Source organism: Enterobacter hormaechei subsp. hoffmannii, assembly GCF_001729745.1.
GTDB lineage: Bacteria > Pseudomonadota > Gammaproteobacteria > Enterobacterales > Enterobacteriaceae > Enterobacter > Enterobacter intestinihominis.
In genome coordinates this window covers 3,535,334-3,557,873 of sequence record NZ_CP017186.1, presented here as the reverse complement: position 1 = coordinate 3,557,873, position 22,540 = coordinate 3,535,334, and the positions used below count along the sequence as shown (strand labels likewise).

Annotated in this window: 25 protein-coding genes; 20 read left to right on the top strand and 5 right to left on the bottom strand. The window is 57.0% G+C overall.

Features of this window, described 5'->3' with window-relative positions; genetic code table 11:
• Window positions 1–250: 250 nt before the first annotated feature.
• From cysJ to cysH, 3 genes are all read left to right on the top strand, one after another.
• Window positions 251–2,056: an NADPH-dependent assimilatory sulfite reductase flavoprotein subunit gene (gene cysJ, locus BFV65_RS16720; protein WP_069596907.1), complete on the top strand. Its 1,806-nt coding sequence runs from the start codon at window positions 251–253 to the stop codon at window positions 2,054–2,056.
• Window positions 2,056–3,768, top strand: a complete 1,713-nt coding sequence (gene cysI, locus BFV65_RS16715) for an assimilatory sulfite reductase (NADPH) hemoprotein subunit (RefSeq protein WP_023306833.1) — start codon at window positions 2,056–2,058, stop codon at window positions 3,766–3,768. The genes cysJ and cysI overlap by 1 nt, the downstream gene beginning before the upstream one ends.
• 99 nt (window positions 3,769–3,867) lie before the next feature.
• A complete protein-coding gene (gene cysH / locus BFV65_RS16710) occupies window positions 3,868–4,602 on the top strand; it encodes a phosphoadenosine phosphosulfate reductase (protein ID WP_023298485.1) in 735 nt (244 codons plus the stop codon).
• Window positions 4,603–4,695: 93 nt separating this feature from the next.
• Here the strand turns inward: cysH and BFV65_RS16705 are convergent, their stop codons facing one another.
• Window positions 4,696–5,739 (bottom strand): aminopeptidase, encoded by a 1,044-nt coding sequence (locus tag BFV65_RS16705; protein WP_023298484.1) that lies wholly within the window; start codon window positions 5,737–5,739, stop codon window positions 4,696–4,698.
• 237 nt (window positions 5,740–5,976) lie between these two features.
• Here BFV65_RS16705 and cysG point away from each other — a divergent pair, with 237 nt between their 5' ends.
• The 11 genes from cysG (at window position 5,977) to BFV65_RS16650 (ending at window position 14,685) form a co-directional block, all read left to right on the top strand.
• Window positions 5,977–7,335 carry a siroheme synthase CysG gene (cysG, locus tag BFV65_RS16700; protein ID WP_058676747.1) on the top strand — a complete coding sequence of 453 codons (1,359 nt, stop codon included), beginning with the start codon at window positions 5,977–5,979 and terminating at the stop codon, window positions 7,333–7,335.
• Window positions 7,336–7,344: 9 nt separating this feature from the next.
• Window positions 7,345–8,253, top strand: a complete 909-nt coding sequence (gene cysD / locus BFV65_RS16695; protein WP_006811770.1) for a sulfate adenylyltransferase subunit CysD — start codon at window positions 7,345–7,347, stop codon at window positions 8,251–8,253.
• A 9-nt stretch (window positions 8,254–8,262) separates the two neighbouring features.
• Entirely contained in the window at window positions 8,263–9,687 is a 1,425-nt protein-coding gene (cysN, locus tag BFV65_RS16690) for a sulfate adenylyltransferase subunit CysN (protein ID WP_063200645.1), read from the top strand.
• A complete protein-coding gene (gene cysC / locus BFV65_RS16685; RefSeq protein ID WP_022649188.1) occupies window positions 9,687–10,292 on the top strand; it encodes an adenylyl-sulfate kinase in 606 nt (201 codons plus the stop codon). The genes cysN and cysC overlap by 1 nt, the downstream gene beginning before the upstream one ends.
• A 58-nt stretch (window positions 10,293–10,350) precedes the next feature.
• The gene (locus BFV65_RS16680) at window positions 10,351–10,677 is read left to right on the top strand and encodes a DUF3561 family protein (protein ID WP_006811767.1); all 327 of its coding nucleotides are present in this window, start codon (window positions 10,351–10,353) and stop codon (window positions 10,675–10,677) included.
• A 79-nt stretch (window positions 10,678–10,756) separates the two neighbouring features.
• The gene (gene ftsB / locus BFV65_RS16675) at window positions 10,757–11,068 is read left to right on the top strand and encodes a cell division protein FtsB (protein WP_003862095.1); all 312 of its coding nucleotides are present in this window, start codon (window positions 10,757–10,759) and stop codon (window positions 11,066–11,068) included.
• Between the two features lie 19 nt (window positions 11,069–11,087).
• Complete coding sequence (ispD, locus tag BFV65_RS16670) at window positions 11,088–11,798, top strand: 2-C-methyl-D-erythritol 4-phosphate cytidylyltransferase (RefSeq protein WP_000741569.1); 711 nt, start codon at window positions 11,088–11,090, stop codon at window positions 11,796–11,798.
• The gene (ispF, locus tag BFV65_RS16665; protein ID WP_003862097.1) at window positions 11,798–12,277 is read left to right on the top strand and encodes a 2-C-methyl-D-erythritol 2,4-cyclodiphosphate synthase; all 480 of its coding nucleotides are present in this window, start codon (window positions 11,798–11,800) and stop codon (window positions 12,275–12,277) included. The genes ispD and ispF overlap by 1 nt, the downstream gene beginning before the upstream one ends.
• On the top strand, window positions 12,274–13,323 hold the full coding sequence (gene truD, locus BFV65_RS16660; RefSeq protein WP_063148652.1) for a tRNA pseudouridine(13) synthase TruD: 1,050 nt from the start codon (window positions 12,274–12,276) through the stop codon (window positions 13,321–13,323). The genes ispF and truD overlap by 4 nt, the downstream gene beginning before the upstream one ends.
• Window positions 13,304–14,065 (top strand): 5'/3'-nucleotidase SurE, encoded by a 762-nt coding sequence (gene surE / locus BFV65_RS16655; protein WP_017382816.1) that lies wholly within the window; start codon window positions 13,304–13,306, stop codon window positions 14,063–14,065. The genes truD and surE overlap by 20 nt, the downstream gene beginning before the upstream one ends.
• Window positions 14,059–14,685 (top strand): protein-L-isoaspartate(D-aspartate) O-methyltransferase, encoded by a 627-nt coding sequence (locus BFV65_RS16650; RefSeq protein WP_022649184.1) that lies wholly within the window; start codon window positions 14,059–14,061, stop codon window positions 14,683–14,685. Before surE ends, BFV65_RS16650 begins: the two co-directional genes overlap by 7 nt.
• A gap of 94 nt (window positions 14,686–14,779) precedes the next feature.
• On the opposite strand, the gene BFV65_RS23515 is transcribed toward BFV65_RS16650, so the two are convergent.
• Complete coding sequence (locus BFV65_RS23515) at window positions 14,780–14,911, bottom strand: peptidase (protein ID WP_306173474.1); 132 nt, start codon at window positions 14,909–14,911, stop codon at window positions 14,780–14,782.
• Here BFV65_RS23515 and nlpD point away from each other — a divergent pair.
• On the top strand, window positions 14,853–15,926 hold the full coding sequence (gene nlpD, locus BFV65_RS16645; RefSeq protein WP_306307778.1) for a murein hydrolase activator NlpD: 1,074 nt from the start codon (window positions 14,853–14,855) through the stop codon (window positions 15,924–15,926). The genes BFV65_RS23515 and nlpD overlap by 59 nt on opposite strands.
• 60 nt (window positions 15,927–15,986) lie before the next feature.
• Window positions 15,987–16,979: an RNA polymerase sigma factor RpoS gene (gene rpoS, locus BFV65_RS16640; protein ID WP_022649182.1), complete on the top strand. Its 993-nt coding sequence runs from the start codon at window positions 15,987–15,989 to the stop codon at window positions 16,977–16,979.
• 50 nt (window positions 16,980–17,029) lie between these two features.
• On the opposite strand, the gene BFV65_RS16635 is transcribed toward rpoS, so the two are convergent.
• Window positions 17,030–17,407 (bottom strand): DUF4440 domain-containing protein, encoded by a 378-nt coding sequence (locus tag BFV65_RS16635; protein ID WP_045308747.1) that lies wholly within the window; start codon window positions 17,405–17,407, stop codon window positions 17,030–17,032.
• Window positions 17,404–18,606 carry an MFS transporter gene (locus BFV65_RS16630; protein WP_069596906.1) on the bottom strand — a complete coding sequence of 401 codons (1,203 nt, stop codon included), beginning with the start codon at window positions 18,604–18,606 and terminating at the stop codon, window positions 17,404–17,406. Before BFV65_RS16630 ends, BFV65_RS16635 begins: the two co-directional genes overlap by 4 nt.
• Window positions 18,607–18,715: 109 nt before the next feature.
• Here BFV65_RS16630 and BFV65_RS16625 point away from each other — a divergent pair, with 109 nt between their 5' ends.
• Complete coding sequence (locus tag BFV65_RS16625; RefSeq protein ID WP_023298477.1) at window positions 18,716–19,603, top strand: LysR family transcriptional regulator; 888 nt, start codon at window positions 18,716–18,718, stop codon at window positions 19,601–19,603.
• On the opposite strand, the gene BFV65_RS16620 is transcribed toward BFV65_RS16625, so the two are convergent.
• The gene (locus BFV65_RS16620) at window positions 19,600–20,007 is read right to left on the bottom strand and encodes a MarR family winged helix-turn-helix transcriptional regulator (RefSeq protein ID WP_022651767.1); all 408 of its coding nucleotides are present in this window, start codon (window positions 20,005–20,007) and stop codon (window positions 19,600–19,602) included. The genes BFV65_RS16625 and BFV65_RS16620 overlap by 4 nt on opposite strands.
• Window positions 20,008–20,181: 174 nt before the next feature.
• Here BFV65_RS16620 and BFV65_RS16615 point away from each other — a divergent pair, with 174 nt between their 5' ends.
• Genes BFV65_RS16615 through BFV65_RS16605 form a run of 3 tightly spaced genes read left to right on the top strand, consistent with a single transcriptional unit; the run spans window position 20,182 to window position 22,433 of the window.
• Entirely contained in the window at window positions 20,182–20,784 is a 603-nt protein-coding gene (locus tag BFV65_RS16615; RefSeq protein ID WP_003862111.1) for a non-oxidative hydroxyarylic acid decarboxylases subunit B, read from the top strand.
• Window positions 20,774–22,201, top strand: a complete 1,428-nt coding sequence (locus BFV65_RS16610) for a non-oxidative hydroxyarylic acid decarboxylases subunit C (RefSeq protein ID WP_023298476.1) — start codon at window positions 20,774–20,776, stop codon at window positions 22,199–22,201. Before BFV65_RS16615 ends, BFV65_RS16610 begins: the two co-directional genes overlap by 11 nt.
• Before the next feature lie 10 nt (window positions 22,202–22,211).
• Window positions 22,212–22,433: a non-oxidative hydroxyarylic acid decarboxylases subunit D gene (locus BFV65_RS16605; RefSeq protein ID WP_003862116.1), complete on the top strand. Its 222-nt coding sequence runs from the start codon at window positions 22,212–22,214 to the stop codon at window positions 22,431–22,433.
• Window positions 22,434–22,540: the final 107 nt, after the last annotated feature.

The following is a 22,540-nucleotide window of genomic DNA, read 5'->3' as shown; positions in this document are numbered from 1 at the left end:
TATCATTAACTAAAACGGCTCTGAACGGTCACCGCCTCGTATTCATGGTGTTTATCGACTTTTGTTGTTTTATTTCATATGGTTATTTAATCGCTTTTATCGTTAAGAACGATAACTAAAACAGGTTAGTCCATTTGGTTATTAATTATTTCCATCCCTTCTTTAATTGTTATTATCCCCGCCGTTAACCTTATCTTCAGTTTGGATTTATTCGCTTAAAGTCCGCTTTGCTACTGGAACATAACGACGCATGACAACACAGGCCCCACCTTCAAATTTGCTTCCCCTTAACCCGGAGCAACTGGCGCGCCTCCAGGCCGCGACTTCCGATTTTTCACCCACCCAGCTTGCCTGGGTCTCCGGCTATTTCTGGGGAATGCTGAACCAGCAGCCGGGTGCTGTGGCAGGCGTCCCGCCAACGGCCGTTGAAATTCCTGCCATCACGCTTATCTCCGCTTCGCAAACGGGTAATGCCCGTCGTGTGGCCGAAGCGCTGCGTGATGACCTGCTCGCCGCGAAGCTGAACGTTAACCTGGTCAACGCCGGGGATTATAAATTCAAACAGATCGCGTCAGAAAAACTGCTGGTGGTGGTGGCGTCAACGCAGGGGGAAGGTGAGCCTGCTGAAGAAGCCGTCGCACTGCATAAGTTCCTGTTCTCGAAAAAAGCGCCAAAGCTCGAGGGCACCGCCTTTGCCGTCTTCGGCCTCGGTGATACGTCCTATGAATTTTTCTGCCAGTCCGGTAAAGATTTCGACAGCAAGCTGGCGGAGCTGGGCGCAGAGCGCCTGCTGGATCGCGTTGACGCTGACGTGGAATACCAGGCTGCCGCCGCCGAATGGCGGGCGCGCATCGTTGAGGTGCTGAAGGCCCGCGTCCCGAAAGAGACGCCAGCGCAGGCCGCCGTTACCGCAGCCGCCACCGTTAACGAAATCCACACCAGCCCTTACACGAAAGAGGCGCCACTGACGGCGAGCCTGTCGGTAAACCAGAAAATCACGGGCCGTGATTCAGAAAAAGACGTGCGCCATATCGAAATCGATCTCGGTGACTCTGGCCTGCGTTACCAGCCTGGCGATGCGCTGGGCGTCTGGTATCAGAACGATCCGGCGCTGGTGAAAGAGCTGGTCGAGCTGCTGTGGCTGAAAGGCGATGAACCGGTTACCGTGGATGGCAAAACGCTCTCGATCTCCGAGGCGCTCCAGTGGCATTTCGAACTGACGGTGAACACCGCCAACATCGTTGAAAACTACGCCACCTTAACCCGCAGCGAATCGCTCCTTCCGCTGGTCGGGGACAAGGCGAAGTTACAGCAATACGCGGCGACAACGCCGATTGTCGATATGGTGCGTTTCTCTCCGGCACAGCTGGATGCTGACGAGCTGGTCGGCCTGCTGCGTCCGCTGACCCCGCGCCTGTACTCCATCGCCTCCTCGCAGGCGGAAGTGGAAAACGAAGTCCACATCACCGTTGGCGTGGTGCGTTACGACATCGAAGGCCGCGCGCGCGCGGGTGGGGCGTCAGGCTTCCTGGCAGACCGCGTGGAAGAAGAGGGTGAAGTTCGCGTCTTTATCGAGCACAACGACAACTTCCGCCTGCCGGCGAACCCCGAAACGCCGGTGATTATGATTGGCCCAGGCACCGGTATTGCGCCATTCCGCGCCTTTATGCAGCAGCGTGCGGCAGACGACGCGCCGGGTAAAAACTGGCTGTTCTTCGGCAACCCGCACTTTACTGAAGATTTCCTCTACCAGGTTGAGTGGCAGCGCTACGTCAAAGAGGGCGTGCTGACCCGCATCGATCTGGCCTGGTCCCGCGATCAGAAAGAAAAAGTATACGTACAAGACAAACTGCGCGAACAGGGCGCAGAGCTGTGGCGCTGGATCAATGACGGCGCCCACATTTATGTCTGCGGCGACGCCAATCGCATGGCGAAAGACGTTGAGCAGGCACTGCTGGAAGTGATTGCCGAATTCGGCGGTATGGATGCCGAAACGGCGGATGAATTTTTAAGTGAGCTGCGCGTAGAGCGCCGTTATCAGCGAGATGTCTACTAATGAGCGAAAAACATCCTGGCCCACTGGTGGTCGAAGGCAAACTGACTGATGCCGAGCGCATGAAGGTAGAGAGCAACTACCTGCGCGGTACCATTGCCGAAGATTTAAATGACGGCCTGACCGGCGGTTTCAAAGGCGACAACTTCCTGCTGATCCGTTTCCACGGTATGTACCAACAGGACGACCGCGATATCCGCGCCGAGCGTGCCGAACAGAAGCTGGAGCCGCGTCACGCGATGCTGCTGCGCTGTCGTCTGCCGGGCGGGGTAATCACCACGAAACAGTGGCAGGCGATTGACAAGTTTGCCGGTGAAAACACAATCTACGGCAGCATTCGTCTGACCAACCGTCAGACCTTCCAGTTCCACGGCATTCTGAAGAAGAACGTCAAGCCGGTGCACCAGATGCTGCACTCCGTGGGTCTGGACGCGCTGGCGACTGCCAACGACATGAACCGTAACGTGCTCTGCACCTCGAACCCGTATGAGTCCGAGCTGCACGCCGAAGCGTACGAGTGGGCGAAGAAGATCTCCGAGCACCTGCTGCCACGCACGCGTGCCTATGCGGAGATCTGGCTCGATCAGGAGAAAGTCGCCACCACCGATGAAGAGCCGATCCTCGGCCAGACCTACCTGCCGCGTAAGTTTAAAACCACGGTGGTGATCCCGCCGCAGAACGATATCGACCTGCACGCCAACGACATGAACTTCGTGGCGATTGCCGAAAACGGCAAGCTGGTCGGCTTTAACCTGCTGGTGGGCGGCGGTTTGTCCATTGAGCACGGTAACAAGAAAACTTACGCCCGCACCGCGAGCGAGTTCGGCTTCCTGCCGCTGGAGCACACGCTGGCCGTGGCAGAGGCGGTGGTTACGACCCAGCGCGACTGGGGTAACCGTACCGATCGTAAAAATGCGAAAACCAAATATACCCTTGAGCGCGTAGGCGTCGAGACGTTCAAAGAAGAAGTGGAGCGTCGCGCGGGCATCAAGTTTGAGCCGATCCGCCCTTACGAATTCACCGGTCGCGGCGATCGCATCGGCTGGGTGAAAGGCATCGACAATAACTGGCACCTGACGCTGTTTATCGAAAACGGCCGTATTCTTGATTATCCGGGCCGTCCGCTGAAAACCGGCCTGCTGGAAATCGCAAAGATCCACAAAGGCGAGTTCCGTATTACCGCCAACCAGAACCTGATCGTCGCCAGCGTGCCGGAAAGCGATAAGGCGAGAATTGAAGAACTGGCCCGCGAGCACGGGTTGATGAATGCGGTGAGCGCGCAGCGTGAAAACTCAATGGCCTGCGTGTCGTTCCCGACCTGTCCGCTGGCGATGGCCGAAGCCGAGCGATTCCTGCCGTCCTTCACTGATAAAGTGGAGGCGATTCTGGAAAAACACGGTATTCCGGACGAGCATATTGTTATGCGCGTGACGGGCTGTCCGAACGGCTGCGGCCGCGCGATGCTGGCCGAACTCGGTCTGGTAGGGAAAGCGCCGGGTCGCTATAACCTGCATCTGGGCGGTAACCGTATCGGGACACGAATTCCGCGTATGTTCCGCGAGAACATCACCGAGCCGGAAATTCTCGATTCCCTCGACGTGCTTATCGGACGCTGGGCGAAAGAGCGCGAAGCGGGTGAAGGCTTCGGCGACTTTACGGTACGTGCGGGCATCATTCGCCCGGTGCTCGATCCCGCAAGGGATTTCTGGGAGTAATCCATCCTTTGCCCGGTGGCGCTTCGCTTACCGGGCCTACGGGTTTTGTAGGCCGGGCAAACGCAGTGCCGCCCGGCGAAACAGGCAAACGAGGTTCTTATGTCCGTACTCGATCTAAACGCCCTTAATGACCTGCCAAAAGTTGAACGCATTCTGGCTCTGGCAGAAACTAACGCCCAACTGGAAAAGCTCGACGCCGAAGGGCGCGTGGCGTGGGCGCTGGAAAACCTGCCGGGAGACTATGTGCTTTCGTCGAGCTTTGGCATTCAGGCGGCGGTCAGTCTGCATCTGGTGAATCAGATCCGTCCGGACATTCCGGTGATCCTCACCGATACCGGCTATCTGTTCCCGGAGACCTATCAGTTTATCGACGAGCTGACGGACAAGCTCAAGCTGAACCTGAAGGTTTATCGCGCAACCGAAAGCGCGGCCTGGCAGGAGGCGCGTTACGGCAAGCTGTGGGAGCAGGGCGTTGAGGGCATCGAGAAATACAATGAGATCAACAAGGTCGAGCCGATGAACCGCGCGCTGAAAGATCTCCATGCGCAGACGTGGTTTGCTGGGCTCCGCCGCGAGCAGTCCGGGAGCCGGGCAACGCTGCCGGTGCTGGCGGTGCAGCGTGGCGTGTTCAAAGTGCTGCCGATCATCGACTGGGATAACCGCACGGTGTACCAGTATCTGCAAAAGCACGGGCTGAAGTACCATCCGCTGTGGGATCAGGGCTACCTGTCGGTAGGCGACACCCATACCACGCGTAAATGGGAACCGGGAATGGCGGAAGAAGAGACGCGATTCTTTGGGCTGAAGCGCGAGTGCGGGCTGCACGAAGGGTAATGTTTTTTCGCCCGGTGGCGGCTGCGCCTTACCGGGCCTACGTTTCGTGCCGTTGTAGGCCCGGTAAGCGCAGCGCAACCGGGCTTAATTGCATCAGGCTTTCCCCGCTTTCGCCAGCTCCTTCACCAGCGGCAGCATCACTTTCACGACATCCCGGCTGCGGTGCTCAATCCGCTGCGGCAGCGTTTTATCAATGTGCTGCTGGTTATCCAGCCGCACGTCATGCCAGCTGGTCCCGTTTGGGAACGCCTTCGATTTAGCGCGCTGCTGATAGCCATCTTTTTTGCCCAGCGCCCAGTTAGTTGCCTCGACGTACAGCACCGGAATGCCCGCCTTATCAAACACTTCACCGTCATTACAGCAGCCCGTGCCTTTGGGATAATCGGGGTTACCGCCCGGATTTGTCGCGGCATAGACGCCATGCGTGCGGGCAAGCGCCAGCGCGCGGTCGCGGGTGAGTTTACGTACGCTGCTCGGCGTGCTCTGTCCGCTATTAAAATAGAGCTTATCTCCCACGATCAGATTATCGAGGTTAATCACCAGCAACGTATTTTTCTTCTCCTCAGCGGTCATGCGCTTAAGGAGATTCTCAGCGCCGAGTTTTCCTTCTTCTTCACCGCTGGTCGCAACAAAGCGAATGCTGTATTTCGTCGGAATATTCTTCAGGCGTTCGGCCAGCTCAAGCATGACGCCCAGCCCCGCCGCATTGTCATCCAGTCCCTGAAGCGTCAGGCCGCCGAGGTTATTATCGACATCAGCGTCGCTCATCGGCGTGTAGGTATCAAGGTGCGCCATAATAATAATCTGCTCAGCCGCCTTTCCTTCGTGCGCCGCAATGACCGTGCTGCCGGTTACGTTATGCCAGTTCTGCGTTTTATTGCGTGAGGTATAGATGTAGCGGCTGTGGAAAGCGCGAATGTCGCTCTCATAGCCCATATCCGCAAACTGCTGACGAATATAGTCTGCCGAGAGCATTTCGGCTGGGGTTCCGGTCATGCGGCCCGGAAAGACCGTCGCAATATGCCGCGCCTGCATACTGGCTATTTCACCGTAAGATTGATTTTTTGCCTGAGCCGGAAGGATAAAGCAAACGCCGAGCGCCAGGGCAACGAATCGGTGGCGCATTGCGGAAAACATAGTGAGTCCTTAAAAACAGAGCAAAATTTTAACCCGCATAGTATGAAACTGTGATCGGGTAGACACAATTTGAATTGCGCTTAAATGCCCGAAATTTCGCGTGTTAAGCACTTTTTGATATTTGCTTTTCCATGGCGTTATTCCATTGAGTAACTACTCATTCCAATTCGTAATTTCATTCGGTCTAAGCCGCCCCCTATAGTCCCTTTATTCCTGGTTGTTAGTGAGTTGTTGCCTGTGGACTATCTCCCCCTTTTTGCCGCCTTGAAAGACCGACCGGTACTGGTTGTCGGGACGGGTGAAATTGCCGATCGCAAAATCGCGTTCCTGCAACGCGCCGGGGCGCAGGTGCAGGTCGTTGCAGAGGCGGATTTTGAAGAGTCTCAGATCGACAGCGTGGTGCTGGTGATTGCGGCAACCGAAGATCGGGCGCTCAACCGCCGAATCTCCGACGCAGCTCAGGACCGTCACCGTCTGGTGAACGTGGTAGACGACCAGCCGCTGTGCTCGTTTATCTTCCCGTCGATTGTTGACCGCTCGCCGCTGCTGGTGGCGATCTCCTCCGGCGGCACCGCACCGGTGCTGGCGCGCGTACTGCGGGAAAAAATCGAAGCGCTGCTGCCGACCAGCCTCGGGCGCATGGCGGAGAAGGCCAGCTACTGGCGCAACCACCTTAAAACGCGTCTGACCAGCGTGACGGAACGCCGTCGCTTCTGGGAGCGTGTGTTTCGCGGCCGCTTTGCCAGCCTGATGCATGCCGGTAACGAGACGGCGGCGCAACAAATTCTCGAGGACGAACTGGATAACCCCGGCAGTACGGGCGGGGAGATCATTCTGGTGGGTGCCGGGCCGGGCGATGCCGGGCTGCTCACGCTGCGTGGCCTCCAGGTTCTTCAGGATGCGGATGTCGTGTTCTACGACCATCTGGTCACCGACGGTATTCGCGAACTGATCCGCCGTGACGCGGAGCAAATCTGCGTTGGCAAACGTGCCGGCGAGCACTCCGTGCCGCAGCACGACACCAATCAAATGCTGATTGCCGCCGCGAAAGCGGGCAAGACCGTGGTGCGCCTGAAAGGGGGCGACCCGTTTATCTTCGGCCGTGGTGGCGAGGAGTTGCAGGCGGCAGCCGAAGCGGGCGTCCCGTTCCAGGTGGTCCCCGGCATTACGGCGGCGTCTGCCGTCACGGCCTACGCCGGTATTCCGCTGACCCATCGCGATTACGCCCAGAGCGTGACCTTTGTGACCGGGCATTATAAAGCCGACAGCACGCCGTTTGACTGGTCGCATCTCGCCCAGAGCCGACAAACGCTGGCGATTTATATGGGCACGATGAAAGCGGCAGACATCAGCGAACAGCTTATTCAGCACGGTCGCGATGCGGCGACGCCGGTAGCAGTGATCTCCCGCGGGACACGCGTCGATCAGCATGTCGCCATCGGCACTTTACAAGACCTTGCAACCCTGGCGAAAGACGCCCCGATGCCCGCCCTGATCGTGGTGGGAGAAGTGGTGCAGTTGCACAGCTCGCTCGCCTGGTTCCAACACACAACCGACACAGAAGGCTTCGGCGCTTCTGTTGTAAATTTGGCTTAAGGAACGGTTATGGACCAAAAACGACTTACTCACCTGCGGCAGCTCGAAGCGGAAAGTATCCACATTATCCGCGAAGTGGCCGCCGAGTTCTCTAACCCGGTGATGATGTACTCCATCGGTAAAGATTCCAGCGTCATGCTGCACCTGGCGCGTAAAGCGTTTTATCCGGGAACGCTGCCGTTCCCGCTGCTGCATGTGGATACCGGCTGGAAATTCCGCGAGATGTACGAGTTTCGTGACCGTACCGCCAAAGCCTACGGCTGCGAGCTGCTGGTGCACAAAAACCCGGAAGGGGTGGCGATGGGCATCAACCCGTTCGTGCACGGCAGCGCCAAGCATACCGATATCATGAAAACCGAAGGGCTGAAGCAGGCGCTGAATAAATACGGTTTTGATGCGGCCTTCGGCGGCGCGCGGCGTGACGAAGAGAAATCCCGCGCCAAAGAGCGTATCTACTCTTTCCGCGACCGCTTCCACCGCTGGGACCCGAAAAACCAGCGTCCGGAGCTGTGGCACAACTACAACGGCCAGATCAACAAGGGCGAAAGCATTCGCGTCTTCCCGCTCTCCAACTGGACCGAGCTGGATATCTGGCAGTACATCTATCTGGAAAATATTGAGATCGTTCCGCTGTATCTGGCAGCAGAGCGCCCGGTCCTGGAGCGCGACGGCATGCTGATGATGATCGACGACGATCGCATTGATTTACAGCCGGGTGAAGTGATCAAAAAACAGATGGTCCGTTTCCGTACTCTCGGCTGCTGGCCGTTGACCGGCGCGGTGGAATCCAGTGCGCAGACGCTGCCGGAGATCATCGAGGAGATGCTGGTGTCGACCACCAGTGAGCGACAGGGCCGCGTGATTGACCGCGACCAGGCAGGCTCCATGGAGCTGAAGAAACGTCAGGGTTATTTCTAAGGAGCCGCCATGAATACGACTATTGCCCAACAAATTGCCGATGAAGGCGGCGTAGAAGCTTATCTGCACGCCCAACAGTACAAAAGTCTGCTGCGTTTCCTGACCTGCGGCAGCGTTGATGACGGGAAAAGTACCCTGATTGGTCGTCTGCTGCACGACACGCGACAAATTTACGAAGATCAGCTCTCTTCCCTGCACAATGACAGTAAACGCCACGGCACCCAGGGCGAAAAACTCGACCTGGCGCTGCTGGTGGACGGCTTGCAGGCGGAGCGCGAGCAGGGCATTACCATTGATGTCGCCTATCGCTACTTCTCTACCGAAAAGCGCAAATTTATTATCGCCGACACCCCGGGGCATGAGCAGTACACCCGTAACATGGCGACCGGCGCGTCCACCTGTGACCTGGCGATCCTGCTGATGGACGCCCGTAAAGGCGTGCTGGATCAGACGCGTCGTCACAGCTTTATCTCTACGCTGCTGGGGATCAAACACCTGGTGGTGGCGGTGAACAAAATGGATCTGGTGGACTACAGCGAAGCGCGATTCGACGAGATCCGCCAGAGCTACCTGACCTTTGCTGAACAGCTGCCGGGCAACCTCGATATTCGCTTTGTGCCGCTGTCGGCGCTGGAAGGGGATAACGTCGCCTCTCAGAGCGCGAACATGCCGTGGTACAGCGGCCCGACGCTGCTGGAGGTGCTGGAAACCGTTGAAATTCAGCGCGTGGTTGAGACCCAGCCGATGCGCTTCCCGGTGCAGTACGTAAACCGTCCGAACCTCGATTTCCGCGGCTTCTCCGGCACCCTTGCGTCCGGCTCGGTCAACGTGGGCCAGCGCGTGAAGGTGCTGCCGTCCGGCGTGGAATCGACCATTGCCCGTATCGTCACCTTTGATGGCGATCTGGACGAAGCAGGGGCAGGTGAAGCGGTAACCCTGGTGCTAAAAGACGAGATTGACATCAGCCGCGGCGATCTGCTGGTCGACGCGCAGGAAACGCTGGCGGCGGTGCAGGGCGCATCCGTGGACGTGGTGTGGATGGCGGAACAGCCCCTGACCGCAGGCCAGAGCTATGACATTAAAATTGCCGGCAAGAAAACCCGCGCCCGCGTGGACGGCATTCAGTTCCAGGTGGACATCAACAACCTGACCCACCGTGACGTGAGCGAGCTGCCGCTGAATGGCATCGGTCTGGTGGATCTGACCTTCGACGAGCCGCTGGTGCTGGATCCGTATCAGCAGAATCCGGTGACGGGCGGGCTGATCTTTATCGACCGCCTGACCAACGTCACCGTCGGCGCCGGGATGGTCCGTGAACCAAACACGCAGGCTACCGTGGCCTCTGAGTTCAGCGCGTTTGAACTTGAGCTGAATGCGCTGGTGCGTAAACACTTCCCGCACTGGGGCGCACGCGATTTGCTGGGAGGCATGTAATGGCTGCCCATGATGAGAACGTCGTCTGGCATCCTCATCCGGTCACCGTCGCCCAGCGCGAACAGCTCCACGGTCACCGTGGGGTTGTGCTGTGGTTTACCGGGCTGTCTGGCTCCGGTAAATCCACGGTGGCAGGCGCGCTGGAAGAGGCGCTGCATCAGCAGGGAGTGAGCACCTACCTGCTGGACGGCGACAACGTGCGTCACGGACTGTGCAGCGATTTAGGGTTCAGCGATGAAGACCGTAAAGAGAACATTCGCCGGGTGGGAGAAGTCGCCAGCCTGATGGCGGATGCCGGGCTGGTGGTGCTGACGGCGTTTATCTCACCGCACCGCGCCGAACGTCAGATGGTGCGTGAGCGCGTGGGCCGGAATCGCTTCATTGAAGTGTTTGTGGATACGCCGCTGGCAATCTGCGAAGCGCGCGATCCGAAAGGGCTGTATAAAAAAGCCCGCGCGGGAGAGCTGCGAAACTTCACCGGTATTGACTCGGTTTACGAAGCGCCTGAATCCCCTGAGATTCATCTGGAAGGTCAACAATTGGTAACAAATTTAGTAAGCCAATTATTAGACCTGCTCAGACGGGACGATATTATCAGATCCTGAGACGGTATCGTTCGGGAGCTGTCTTCCCGAGCGATGAGTCACGGTCACAGGATTAGCTATGCGCAACAGTGAAAACTACATGATTACCACCGGGTCGGAACCGTTAACGACCGACGACGAGACGACCTGGTCCTTCCCTGGGGCGATTGTCGGCTTTGTGTCGTGGCTACTGGCGCTGGGTATCCCGTTTTTGATCTACGGTGGAAACACCCTCTTTTTCTTCCTCTATACCTGGCCTTTCTTCCTCGCGCTGATGCCCGTTGCGGTTGTGGTGGGCGTGGCGCTGCACTCCCTTTTCAACGGCAAGCTCCTGTATAGTACGCTCATCACTATCGCCACCGTTGTGGTCATCTTTGGCCTGCTGTTTTTATGGCTGATGGGCTAACTTACGGCATAATTAAAACCCCGCAGTAGAGTCCAGCGGAAAGTTATGGGATGATGATGCCGTTTTTTCAGGGGGCAGGATGGGTAAACTAACGCTGCTGTTGCTGGCTTTGCTGGTCTGGCTGCAATATTCGCTGTGGTTCGGCAAAAACGGACTGCACGACTACAGCCGGGTGAGCGATGACGTCGCGGCACAGCAGGCGACAAACGCCAAACTTAAAGCGCGTAACGATCAACTTTTTGCTGAAATTGATGACCTCAATGGCGGCCAGGAGGCGATTGAGGAGCGCGCACGCAATGAACTTAGTATGACTAAGCCGGGCGAAACGTTTTATCGCCTGGTTCCGGATGCGTCTAAACGCAATCAGGGCTCCGCACAAAACAATCGATAATCAGGCCCAGGATTACGACATGGCAGCAACTTTTTCGGACGTCTGTGCCGTGGTGCCGGCCGCAGGTTTTGGCCGGCGTATGCAGACAGAATGTCCTAAGCAGTATCTCTCAATTGGCGATAAAACGATCCTCGAGCACGCCGTGGCGGCGCTGCTGGCGCATGCCCGGGTGAAACGCGTTGTTATTGCCATCAGCCCCGGCGATGCACGTTTTGCGCAGCTCCCGCTGGCGAATCATCCTCAGATTACCGTCGTTGACGGCGGCGCAGAGCGGGCTGACTCCGTTCTGGCGGGCATTCAGGCTGCCGGGAACGCGCAGTGGGTGCTGGTGCACGATGCCGCGCGTCCCTGTCTGCATCACGACGATCTGTCGCGTCTGCTGGCCCTGAGTGAAACCAGTAAAGTGGGCGGCATTCTGGCCGCCCCGGTGCGTGACACCATGAAGCGTGCCGAACCGGGTAAACCAGCGATTGCCCACACCGTCGAGCGCGTCGATCTATGGCACGCGCTGACGCCACAATTTTTTCCCCGCGAATTACTCCACGACTGCTTAACGCGAGCGCTTAAAGAAGGTGCGACCATTACGGACGAAGCCTCGGCGCTGGAGTATTGCGGTTTCCACCCCACGCTTGTTGAAGGACGCGCTGATAATATAAAAGTGACGCGCCCGGAAGACTTACAGCTCGCGGAATTTTATCTTACCCGTACGACCCCTCAGGAGAAGGCATAATGCGTATTGGACACGGTTTTGATGTACACGCCTTTGGTGGCGTTGGCCCAATTATCATTGGCGGCGTGCGCATTCCTTACGAAAAAGGTCTGCTGGCGCATTCTGATGGCGACGTGGCGCTGCATGCGCTGACCGACGCGCTGCTGGGTGCCGCCGCGCTGGGCGACATTGGCAAACTGTTCCCGGACACCGATCCTGCTTTCAAAGGCGCAGACAGCCGCGAACTGCTGCGCGAAGCCTGGCGTCGTATTCAGGCCAAAGGCTACACCCTCGGCAACGTTGATGTGACGATCATTGCTCAGGCACCAAAGATGCTGCCGCACATCCCTCAGATGCGCGTGTTTATCGCTGAAGATCTGGGCTGCCATATGGACGACGTCAACGTCAAAGCGACCACCACGGAGAAGCTGGGCTTTACCGGCCGTGGCGAAGGCATTGCCTGTGAAGCCGTGGCACTGCTGGTGAAGGCGGCCAAATGACGGATTTCGACAACCTGACGTATCTGCACGATAAACCGGAGGGCAAGGGTCTGCTGAAAGCCAACCCTGAAGATTTCGTGGTAGTGGAAGATCTGGGTTTTGAGCCGGACGGCGAAGGCGAGCACATCCTGGTGCGCATTCTGAAAAACGGCTGCAATACCCGCTTCGTGGCGGACGCGCTGGCAAAATTCCTCAATATTCACGCCCGCGAAGTGAGCTTTGCCGGTCAAAAAGATAAACATGCCGTGACCGAACAGTGGCTTTGCGCCCGCGTGCCCGGTAATGCCATGCCCGATTTAAGCAAATTTGAGCTTGAGGGCTGTAAGGTACTGGAGTACGCCCGCCATAAACGCAAACTGCGTCTGGGCGCACTGAAAGGTAATGCCTTTACCCTGGTGTTGCGCGAAGTGACCGAACGCGAGGACGTTGAAAAACGCCTGAAGGCCATTAACGAACGCGGCGTACCAAACTATTTCGGCGCTCAGCGCTTTGGTATCGGTGGTAGCAACCTGCTGGGCGCGCTGCGCTGGGCGCAAAGCGGTGCACCGGTGCGCGATCGTAATAAACGCAGTTTTTGGTTGTCGGCGGCCCGCAGTGCGTTGTTTAATCAGATTGTGAGCGAACGGCTGAAAAAACCGGACGCGAATCAAGTTGTTGTCGGCGATGCGCTACAATTAGCGGGACGCGGAAGCTGGTTTGTGGCAACGGCCGAAGAGATGGCCGATGTCCAGTCGCGCGTGGACGCTAAAACGCTGATGATTACCGCCGCCTTGCCGGGTTCAGGCGACTGGGGAACCCAGGGCGAGGCGCTGGCCGCTGAGCAGTCAGCGGTGGCGGATGCGCCAGAATTACAATCGTTGCTGGTGCGGGAAAAGGTCGAGGCGGCACGTCGTGCGATGCTCCTCTACCCGCAACAGCTGAGCTGGAACTGGTGGGATGACGTAACCGTCGAGTTACGCTTCTGGCTGCCGGCAGGTAGCTTTGCCACCAGTGTTGTCAGGGAACTTATCAACACGTCGGGTGATTATGCGAATATTGCTGAGTAACGATGACGGGATCCATGCGCCAGGTATTCAGACGCTGGCGAAACACCTCCGCGAATTTGCGGATGTGCAGGTCGTGGCTCCCGATCGTAACCGCAGTGGCGCGTCTAACTCATTGACGCTGGAGTCTTCACTTCGCACCTTTACCTTTGAGAATGGCGATATTGCCGTCCAGATGGGGACGCCGACCGACTGCGTGTTTCTGGGCGTGAACGCGCTGATGCGCCCGCGGCCGGACGTTGTGGTCTCCGGCATCAATGCCGGGCCAAATCTTGGCGATGATGTGATTTACTCCGGCACCGTGGCTGCGGCGATGGAAGGGCGTCACCTGGGGTTTCCGGCGCTGGCGGTCTCGTTAAACGGTCACACCCACTATGACACAGCCGCCGCGGTGACCTGCTCCATTCTCCGTGCGCTTGGCCGCGAGCCGCTGCGTACCGGACGTATCCTCAATATTAACGTGCCGGACCTCCCGCTGGACGAGATCAAAGGGATCCGCGTGACGCGCTGTGGCAGTCGCCATCCTGCCGATCAGGTTATTCCCCAGCAGGATCCGCGCGGCAATACCCTGTACTGGATCGGCCCGCCGGGAGATAAATGCGATGCCGGGCCAGACACCGACTTCGCTGCGGTGGATGAAGGGTACGTTTCCGTTACGCCGTTGCACGTAGATTTAACCGCTTATAGCGCGCATGATGTGGTGTCGGACTGGTTAGATCGGGTCGGAGTGAACGCGCAATGGTAAGTAAACGTGTACAAACTCTTCTGGAACAATTACGCGCACAGGGGATCGCCAACGAGCAGGTGCTGAACGCGCTTGCCCAGGTTCCCCGTGAGAAGTTTGTAGATGAGGCGTTTGAACACAAAGCGTGGGAAAACGTGGCGCTGCCCATTGGGCAAGGCCAGACGATTTCGCAGCCCTACATGGTGGCGCGTATGACGGAGCTTCTGGAGCTAACGCCAGAGTCCCGGGTGCTGGAAATTGGCACCGGTTCAGGGTATCAAACCGCGATCCTGGCTCACCTTGTGCACCATGTCTGTTCGGTGGAACGGATTAAAGGGTTGCAGTGGCAGGCGCGCCGTCGCCTGAAACAGCTTGATTTACATAATGTATCGACACGCCACGGCGATGGATGGCAGGGTTGGCAGGCTCGCGCCCCGTTTGACGCCATCATTGTCACGGCAGCGCCACCTGAAATCCCCACTGCGCTTCTTTCGCAGCTGGACGAGGGTGGCATTCTTGTATTGCCCGTCGGCGATGAGCAGCAGCTTTTGAAGCGCGTTCGTCGACGCGGCGGCGAGTTTATTATCGATACCGTGGAAGCCGTGCGCTTTGTGCCCCTGGTTAAGGGCGAACTGGCCTGAGACTCGGATTTTTCCAGGGTTATTAAGGCAAATTCAGCGTATGGTGTGGCGCGATAGATTCGTGCCATCACGGTTATTTTTAAGTCACTGGTAGTTAACACATTCCTGGGGGATAAATGAGCGCGGGAAGCCCAAAATTCACCATCAGCCGTGTTGCGGCATTATCACTGGTTTCGCTCTGGCTGGCAGGCTGTACAAGTTCAAATAACGCGCCTGCGCCCGTCAGTTCCGTTAATGGAACCAGCGGCTCGGGTAACACGTCCAGCGGAATGTTGATCACCCCTCCGCCTAAAATGGGCACCTCAACGGCGCAGCAAACTCCGCAGATCCAGCCGGTTCAGCGTCCAGTTACGCAGCCTACGCAGATTCAGGCAGTGGAACAGCCTGTTCAGACTGAAAATGGCCGCATAGTGTATAACCGTAAGTATGGGAACATTCCGAAAGGTAGCTATACCGGCGGCAGCACCTATACCGTGAAGCGCGGCGATACGCTGTTCTATATTGCCTGGATCACCGGGAACGATTTCCGCGATCTGGCACAGCGAAACAACGTCCAGGCCCCGTATGCTCTGGAAGTCGGGCAAACGCTTCAGGTTGGCAACGCGACGGGGACACCGCTTACGCCAGGCAACACCGTTTCAGCGGCCGACGTAACTGCGCAAAATAACAGCGTTACTCCTGCACAAAAAACCACCACGGTGGTTGCTTCACAACCTGTAATTACGTATTCTGAGGATTCAGGTGATCAGAGTGCTAACAAAATGTTGCCGAATAATAAAGGTACTGCGACTGTTGTCACAGCACCGACTACGGCACCTGTGGTTAGCTCTACTGTACCGACTGCAAGCAGTCAGAATGCCAGCTCGTCAATCACCACCTGGCGCTGGCCAACTGACGGCAAGATTATCGAGAACTTCGCTACCTCTGAGGGGGGCAACAAAGGGATCGATATCGCAGGCAGTAAAGGACAGGCAATCATCGCGACCGCAGACGGACGCGTTGTCTATGCCGGTAACGCACTGCGCGGTTACGGTAATCTTATTATCATCAAACATAACGATGATTACCTGAGTGCCTACGCCCATAACGACACTATGCTGGTCCGGGAACAACAAGAAGTTAAGGCGGGGCAAAAAATCGCTACCATGGGTAGCACCGGAACCAGTTCTACACGCTTGCATTTTGAAATTCGTTACAAGGGGAAATCCGTAAACCCGCTGCAATATTTACCGCAGCGATAAATTGACGGGGCATGCCAGCCAGGGTGTCTCGTCCAGGGATCACGGGTAGGAGCCACCTTTATGAGTCAGAATACGCTGAAAGTTCATGATTTAAATGAAGACGCGGAATTTGATGAGAACGGATCAGAGGCTTTTGACGAAAAAGCCTTAGTAGAAGAGGAACCCAGTGATAACGATTTGGCTGAAGAAGAGCTGTTATCGCAGGGTGCCACACAGCGTGTGCTGGACGCGACTCAGCTTTACCTTGGGGAGATTGGTTACTCCCCACTGCTAACGGCCGAAGAAGAAGTCTATTTCGCACGTCGTGCTTTGCGTGGTGATGTTGCCTCGCGTCGTCGCATGATCGAAAGTAACCTGCGACTGGTCGTGAAAATTGCCCGCCGTTACGGCAATCGTGGTCTGGCTCTGCTGGATCTGATTGAAGAGGGCAACTTAGGTCTCATCCGCGCAGTTGAGAAGTTTGACCCGGAACGCGGGTTCCGTTTCTCAACCTACGCGACCTGGTGGATTCGTCAGACCATCGAACGGGCTATTATGAACCAGACCCGTACGATTCGACTGCCGATCCACATCGTCAAAGAGTTGAATGTTTATCTGCGTACCGCGCGCGAGTTGTCCCATAAACTGGACCACGAGCCAAGTGCGGAAGAGATTGCAGAGCAACTCGACAAACCGGTTGATGACGTAAGCCGTATGCTGCGTCTCAACGAGCGCATTACCTCGGTTGACACCCCGCTGGGTGGTGACTCCGAAAAAGCGCTGCTGGACATTCTGGCCGATGAAAAAGACAACGGCCCGGAAGACACCACGCAGGACGATGACATGAAACAGAGCATCGTCAAATGGCTGTTCGAACTGAACGCCAAACAGCGTGAAGTGCTGGCACGTCGTTTCGGTTTACTGGGGTATGAAGCTGCGACACTGGAAGATGTCGGCCGTGAGATTGGCCTGACCCGTGAACGTGTTCGTCAGATTCAGGTTGAAGGGCTACGCCGCCTGCGTGAAATCCTGCAAGGGCAAGGTCTGAATATTGAAGCGCTGTTCCGCGAGTAAGCAACCATTCGTCAGAAAAGGCCCGTCGTGAGACGGGCCTTTTTTATGCCTTACGATTGCGCCGTTTCGTGCAGCAAACGCCAGGTGATGTTATCCCCTTCCTGATTAAGCACCGCGGTTGACCAGCGCACGTTGACGGGCTGGCCAGGCCGGGTTTGCGTCTCCCGGTAATGGAGCACCGCGCCGTTGTCCCATGTCTGAAGCGTCGTTAGCGCATCAATGCCGATCCTGAGCCCGGGTCGGGTTCCCCGCTGCGCATATAAAAATTTGGCCAGAGCGTGATGATCTAAATGGGTGCCACTCGGTGGAACCATCAGAAAATCCGGACGAAAACGGGCGAGCAGGGTGTCCCGATCGCCTTCGCCTGCACCTAACCAGTTTTCAAGGGCGACGTGGATGTCGAGGATCTCTTGTTCGAAATGAGTCATGGTTGCTCCTGTTGCAGTTGCGCAAGTAACTGCGTGTTATTAAGACGGTAGACGTACAGTACGGGCAGCAGAGTGATAACTGCGGCAAAAATAAACATCCCGTGCCAGGCGGCCAGCGGCGTAAAATAAGCTTGCATGAAGCTCAGCGCCTGCGCCAGCAGCAGGGCACCCGCAAAAAAGCTCAACTGACGATTCAGATTCCATAGCGCACTGGCATCAGGCATATCTTCCCGCCGCGTTGTCAAAAACGCGCTGCTCTGAGCCGTACTGCTGCAAAGGCTTCCCCCCGCACCCATTAACGCAAACGCAACGGCAGGTAACAGCATAGCCGGGCCGACGTTAATTAAAAGCAGAATGCCCGTTGCCTGCAAAAGGCAACCGATGACCACCAGCGGCCGCGGGCCGATACGGTTGAAATAGCGTCCTGTCGCGGTGATAGCCAAAAACGATGCCACAGACCACGGCAGCATAAGCATGCCCGTTGCGGTGGGCGTCATATTGGCCTCGCTCTGAAGGTAATACATGCCCGTTACGTTCACGCCAATAAAGATGCCGGGTACGCATACATAGATAAGCATGGATAAGCGCAACAGCGGATCCGTCAGCAAAGACAGGTTTACTATTCTGGTGGTGTTTATCGGTGACGGTTCTGTTTTAAGCCACGCGCAGGCCAAAACAAAGGTGACAATGGCGACGGGCAGGGTGGCAAAAAATATCCAGCGCCAGCTGAATGTCTGAACCAGCATGCCGCCCACAGCCGGTGAGCAGGCGGGGGCAAGCAGCGCGACCAGCATCACCACCGAGGAGAGTCTGGCCCGCTCATGAGGCTTAAACTGTTGCCAGGTCAGCGCCTGACCAACCGGGATCAGTAAACCCCCTCCGGCGCCCTGCACGACGCGCCAGGCAATCAAACTTTCCAGCGAAGATGAGAGACCCGCCGCAACGGAGGCCGCGCTAAAGAGAAGCAGTGAGAGCAGAATAACGCGCTTCGGCCCGACGCGGCGCGTCAGAATACTGCTGAATGGGATGACTAACGTCAGCCCGGCAATGTATCCGTTACTTACCCAGGCAAGCGCGGAAGGTGTGGTATTGAATGCGTGAGCCATCGCCGGAAAGGCGACGCTGGCAATAAACATGTTTATCAAATCAAGGAAAAAGCCGAGCAGAAAGACGACGGCGATTTTGCTGCGATACGTCATGGAAGTTCCTCCGGTGAGGTGGCGTATCGTATCGGCCCGCGCGTTACGGATAAACGCGACAAAGGACGATATACTGTCAACATTATTTTGACAGTTAACCAGGCAAGCGATGCTTAATTTACAGCGTACGGCGATGTTTATCGCCGTAGCGGACACCGGCAGTTTCACCGCCGCGGCGGAGGCGATGGGGCTGACAAAAGCGGTGGTCAGCTTTCATATTCGTCAGCTTGAAGAGGAGCTGGGCGTCACCCTGTTGCTGCGAACCACCCGACGCTTGACGCTGACCGAAGCGGGGAAGCTCTTTCATCAACGAAGCGTGATGCTGTTACGGGATGCAGAGCGATTGCAGGATGATGTTCGCGCCAACCACGCCGGGCTGACGGGAGAACTGCGGATCACCACCACGCCCGAGTATGGCTCGCAGGTGGTGGTGCCTTTGCTGGCTGAGTTTAGCCAGCTGCACCCTGATCTCCGCGTGCGGCATGTCTCGTCCTCTTTGCATGCCGATCTTATCGCCGAGCGCTTCGATGTCGCTATCCGGCTCGGCACGCTTGCAGATTCGCGCTACCACGCCGCGTTGATGACCTCCTTCACCATCCTGCCCGTGGCGACGCCATGCTGGCTGGCAAACCATCCGGTTGACTCGCTGGAGCAGCTGGCGGAAGCGGACTGGATCATTCACGAGCGTTTAACGTCGCCGCTGCGCTGGCAGGTGAGAGGCGTTGATCGGCATCCTGTTTCCTTTGAGATCAGAAAAGCGCCGCGCCTGTATGCAGACAGTGCCCAGGCGTTGATGGCTTTTGCCCTCGCGGGATGTGGCGTGGCGCTGTTGCCGGAGTGGCTGGTGCGTAACGCACTGGATGCAGGGAAGCTGGTCTCGCTGTTACCGGAGTACACGTTTGCTCAGCAGGGCATCTATGCTGTTTATCCCGATGCCCGGCATGTGCCCGCGAAAGTGCGAACATTTATTGATTTTATGCGCGTCAGGGTTACTTAACCCTGCATCATCTTTTTAATGAGCGCTGAAAATTGCTCTCGTTCCGCGCCGTTAAGGCGCCCTAAAAACGCCTCATCCACCTCATTTCCAATCGGTTTACTGCTCTCAAGCAGGGCCTCACCTTCGGCCGTCAGAAAGACAAACCGACGGCGTTTGTCCGCCGGATCGTGCTCGCGCCTGACCAGGCCGCGTGCTTCCATGCGGCTCAGCATTTCTGCCAGCGTCGCTTTGGTGCTCACCGCGACTTCAGTCAGGGCAACCTGCTCAATGCCAGGATTTTCAGCAATTGACCGCATCACCGCATATTGTGGTTTGGTCAGTTCGGGCAATGCGTGTTGCCACTGGGCGGTATGCTGTTGAAAAAGCTGACGTAGCAGGTGAAAAGCTTCTTGTCTTAACTCCATGGACACTCCGACGGAAAAATACTCCCTCTATGATAGCCGCTCTCGGGCTGAATTTTAACGCGAGAGTTTTTTTAGCGAATAGTGTGATCGTATGCGAACGATCTTGTCAGCAGCAGGATCGAGGCGTAGTTTAGTTAATATGTTCGTATACGAACAAACTAATTGAGGTGCTGAATGAGATTGATTGTGGGAATGACGGGCGCGACGGGTGCGCCATTAGGCGTGGCGTTGTTGCAGGCGCTGCGGGAAATGCCGGAGGTGGAAACGCATCTGGTGATGTCGAAGTGGGCAAAAACCACGATTGAGCTGGAAACGCCCTTCACTGCGCATGACGTTGCTGCACTGGCGGATGTCGTCCATAGCCCGGCCGATCAGGCTGCCACCATCTCCTCCGGCTCGTTTCGCACCGACGGCATGATCGTCATTCCGTGCAGCATGAAAACGCTGGCGGGTATCCGCGCGGGCTACGCCGAAGGGCTGGTAGGGCGTGCGGCAGACGTGGTGCTGAAAGAGGGACGCAAGCTGGTGCTGGTTCCGCGTGAGACGCCGCTCAGCACCATCCATCTTGAGAACATGCTTGCCCTTTCCCGCATGGGCGTGGCGATGGTGCCGCCTATGCCTGCGTACTACAACCACCCACAAACCGCCGATGACATAACCCAGCATATCGTGACCCGCGTTCTCGACCAGTTTGGTCTGGAGCATAAAAAAGCCCGACGCTGGGAAGGTTTGCAGGCAGCGAAACATTTTTCACAGGAGAATAAAGATGGCATTTGATGATTTGAGAAGCTTCTTGCAGGCGCTCGATGAGCAAGGGCAGCTGCTGAAAATTGAGGAAGAGGTAAACGCTGAGCCGGATTTAGCGGCCGCCGCCAACGCTACCGGACGCATTGGCGATGGTGCGCCTGCGCTGTGGTTCGATAATATTCGCGGCTTCACCGATGCCCGTGTGGTGATGAACACTATCGGCTCGTGGCAAAACCACGCTATTTCGATGGGGCTGCCAGCAAATACCCCGGTGAAAAAACAGATCGACGAGTTTATTCGTCGCTGGGACAAATTCCCCGTCTCGCCAGAGCGTCGTGCAAATCCGGCCTGGGCGCAGAACACGGTGGACGGGGAAGACATCAACCTGTTCGACATTCTGCCGCTGTTCCGCCTGAACGACGGTGACGGGGGCTTTTATCTCGATAAAGCGTGCGTTGTCTCCCGCGATCCGCTCGACCCCGATCACTTCGGCAAGCAGAACGTCGGGATTTACCGTATGGAAGTGAAGGGCAAGCGTAAGCTCGGCCTGCAACCGGTGCCGATGCATGATATCGCGCTGCATCTGCATAAGGCAGAAGAGCGCGGCGAAGATCTGCCCATTGCTATTACGTTGGGTAACGATCCGATCATCACCCTGATGGGCGCCACGCCGCTGAAATACGATCAATCCGAGTATGAGATGGCCGGTGCGCTACGCGAAAGTCCGTATCCGATTGCGACGGCTCCGCTGACCGGTTTTGATGTGCCGTGGGGGTCGGAAGTGATCCTGGAAGGGGTGATTGAAGGCCGAAAACGTGAGATTGAAGGGCCATTCGGTGAGTTTACCGGACACTACTCCGGCGGGCGCAACATGACGGTCGTGCGCATTGATAAAGTCTCTTACCGCACAAAACCCATTTTCGAATCTCTCTACCTGGGGATGCCGTGGACCGAGATTGATTATCTGATGGGGCCCGCTACCTGCGTGCCGCTCTATCAGCAGCTGAAGGCGGAATTCCCGGAAGTGCAGGCGGTAAACGCCATGTACACCCACGGCCTGCTGGCGATTATCTCCACCAAAAAACGATACGGCGGTTTTGCCCGTGCAGTCGGGCTCCGCGCCATGACCACGCCACACGGTCTGGGTTACGTGAAAATGGTGATTATGGTGGATGAGGACGTCGATCCGTTTAACCTGCCGCAGGTGATGTGGGCGCTGTCATCGAAGGTCAATCCGGCTGGCGATCTGGTGCAGCTACCGAATATGTCTGTGCTGGAGCTTGACCCCGGCTCCAGCCCGGCGGGGATCACTGACAAGCTGATCATTGATGCCACCACCCCTGTCGCTCCGGACAACCGTGGTCACTACAGCCAGCCGGTACAGGATCTCCCTGAAACCAAAGCCTGGGCCGAAAAACTGACCGCGATGCTGGCGGCACGTCAATAAGGAGGAAAAAATGATTTGTCCACGTTGTGCCGATGAACATATTGAGGTGATGGCAACATCACCGGTGAAAGGTGTCTGGACGGTATACCAGTGTCAGCACTGTCTGTATACCTGGCGCGATACCGAACCGCTGCGCCGTACCAGCCGTGAGCATTACCCGGAAGCGTTCCGCATGACGCAGAAGGATATTGATGAAGCACCGCAGGTGCCGACGATCCCGCCGCTGCTGTAATAAAAAGCCCGGAGGCGCTGCGCTTACCGGGCGTTAATATTGTGCGATCTTTTGCCCGGTGGCGCTACGCTTACCGGGCCTACGGGTTTTGTAGGCCGGGTAAGGCG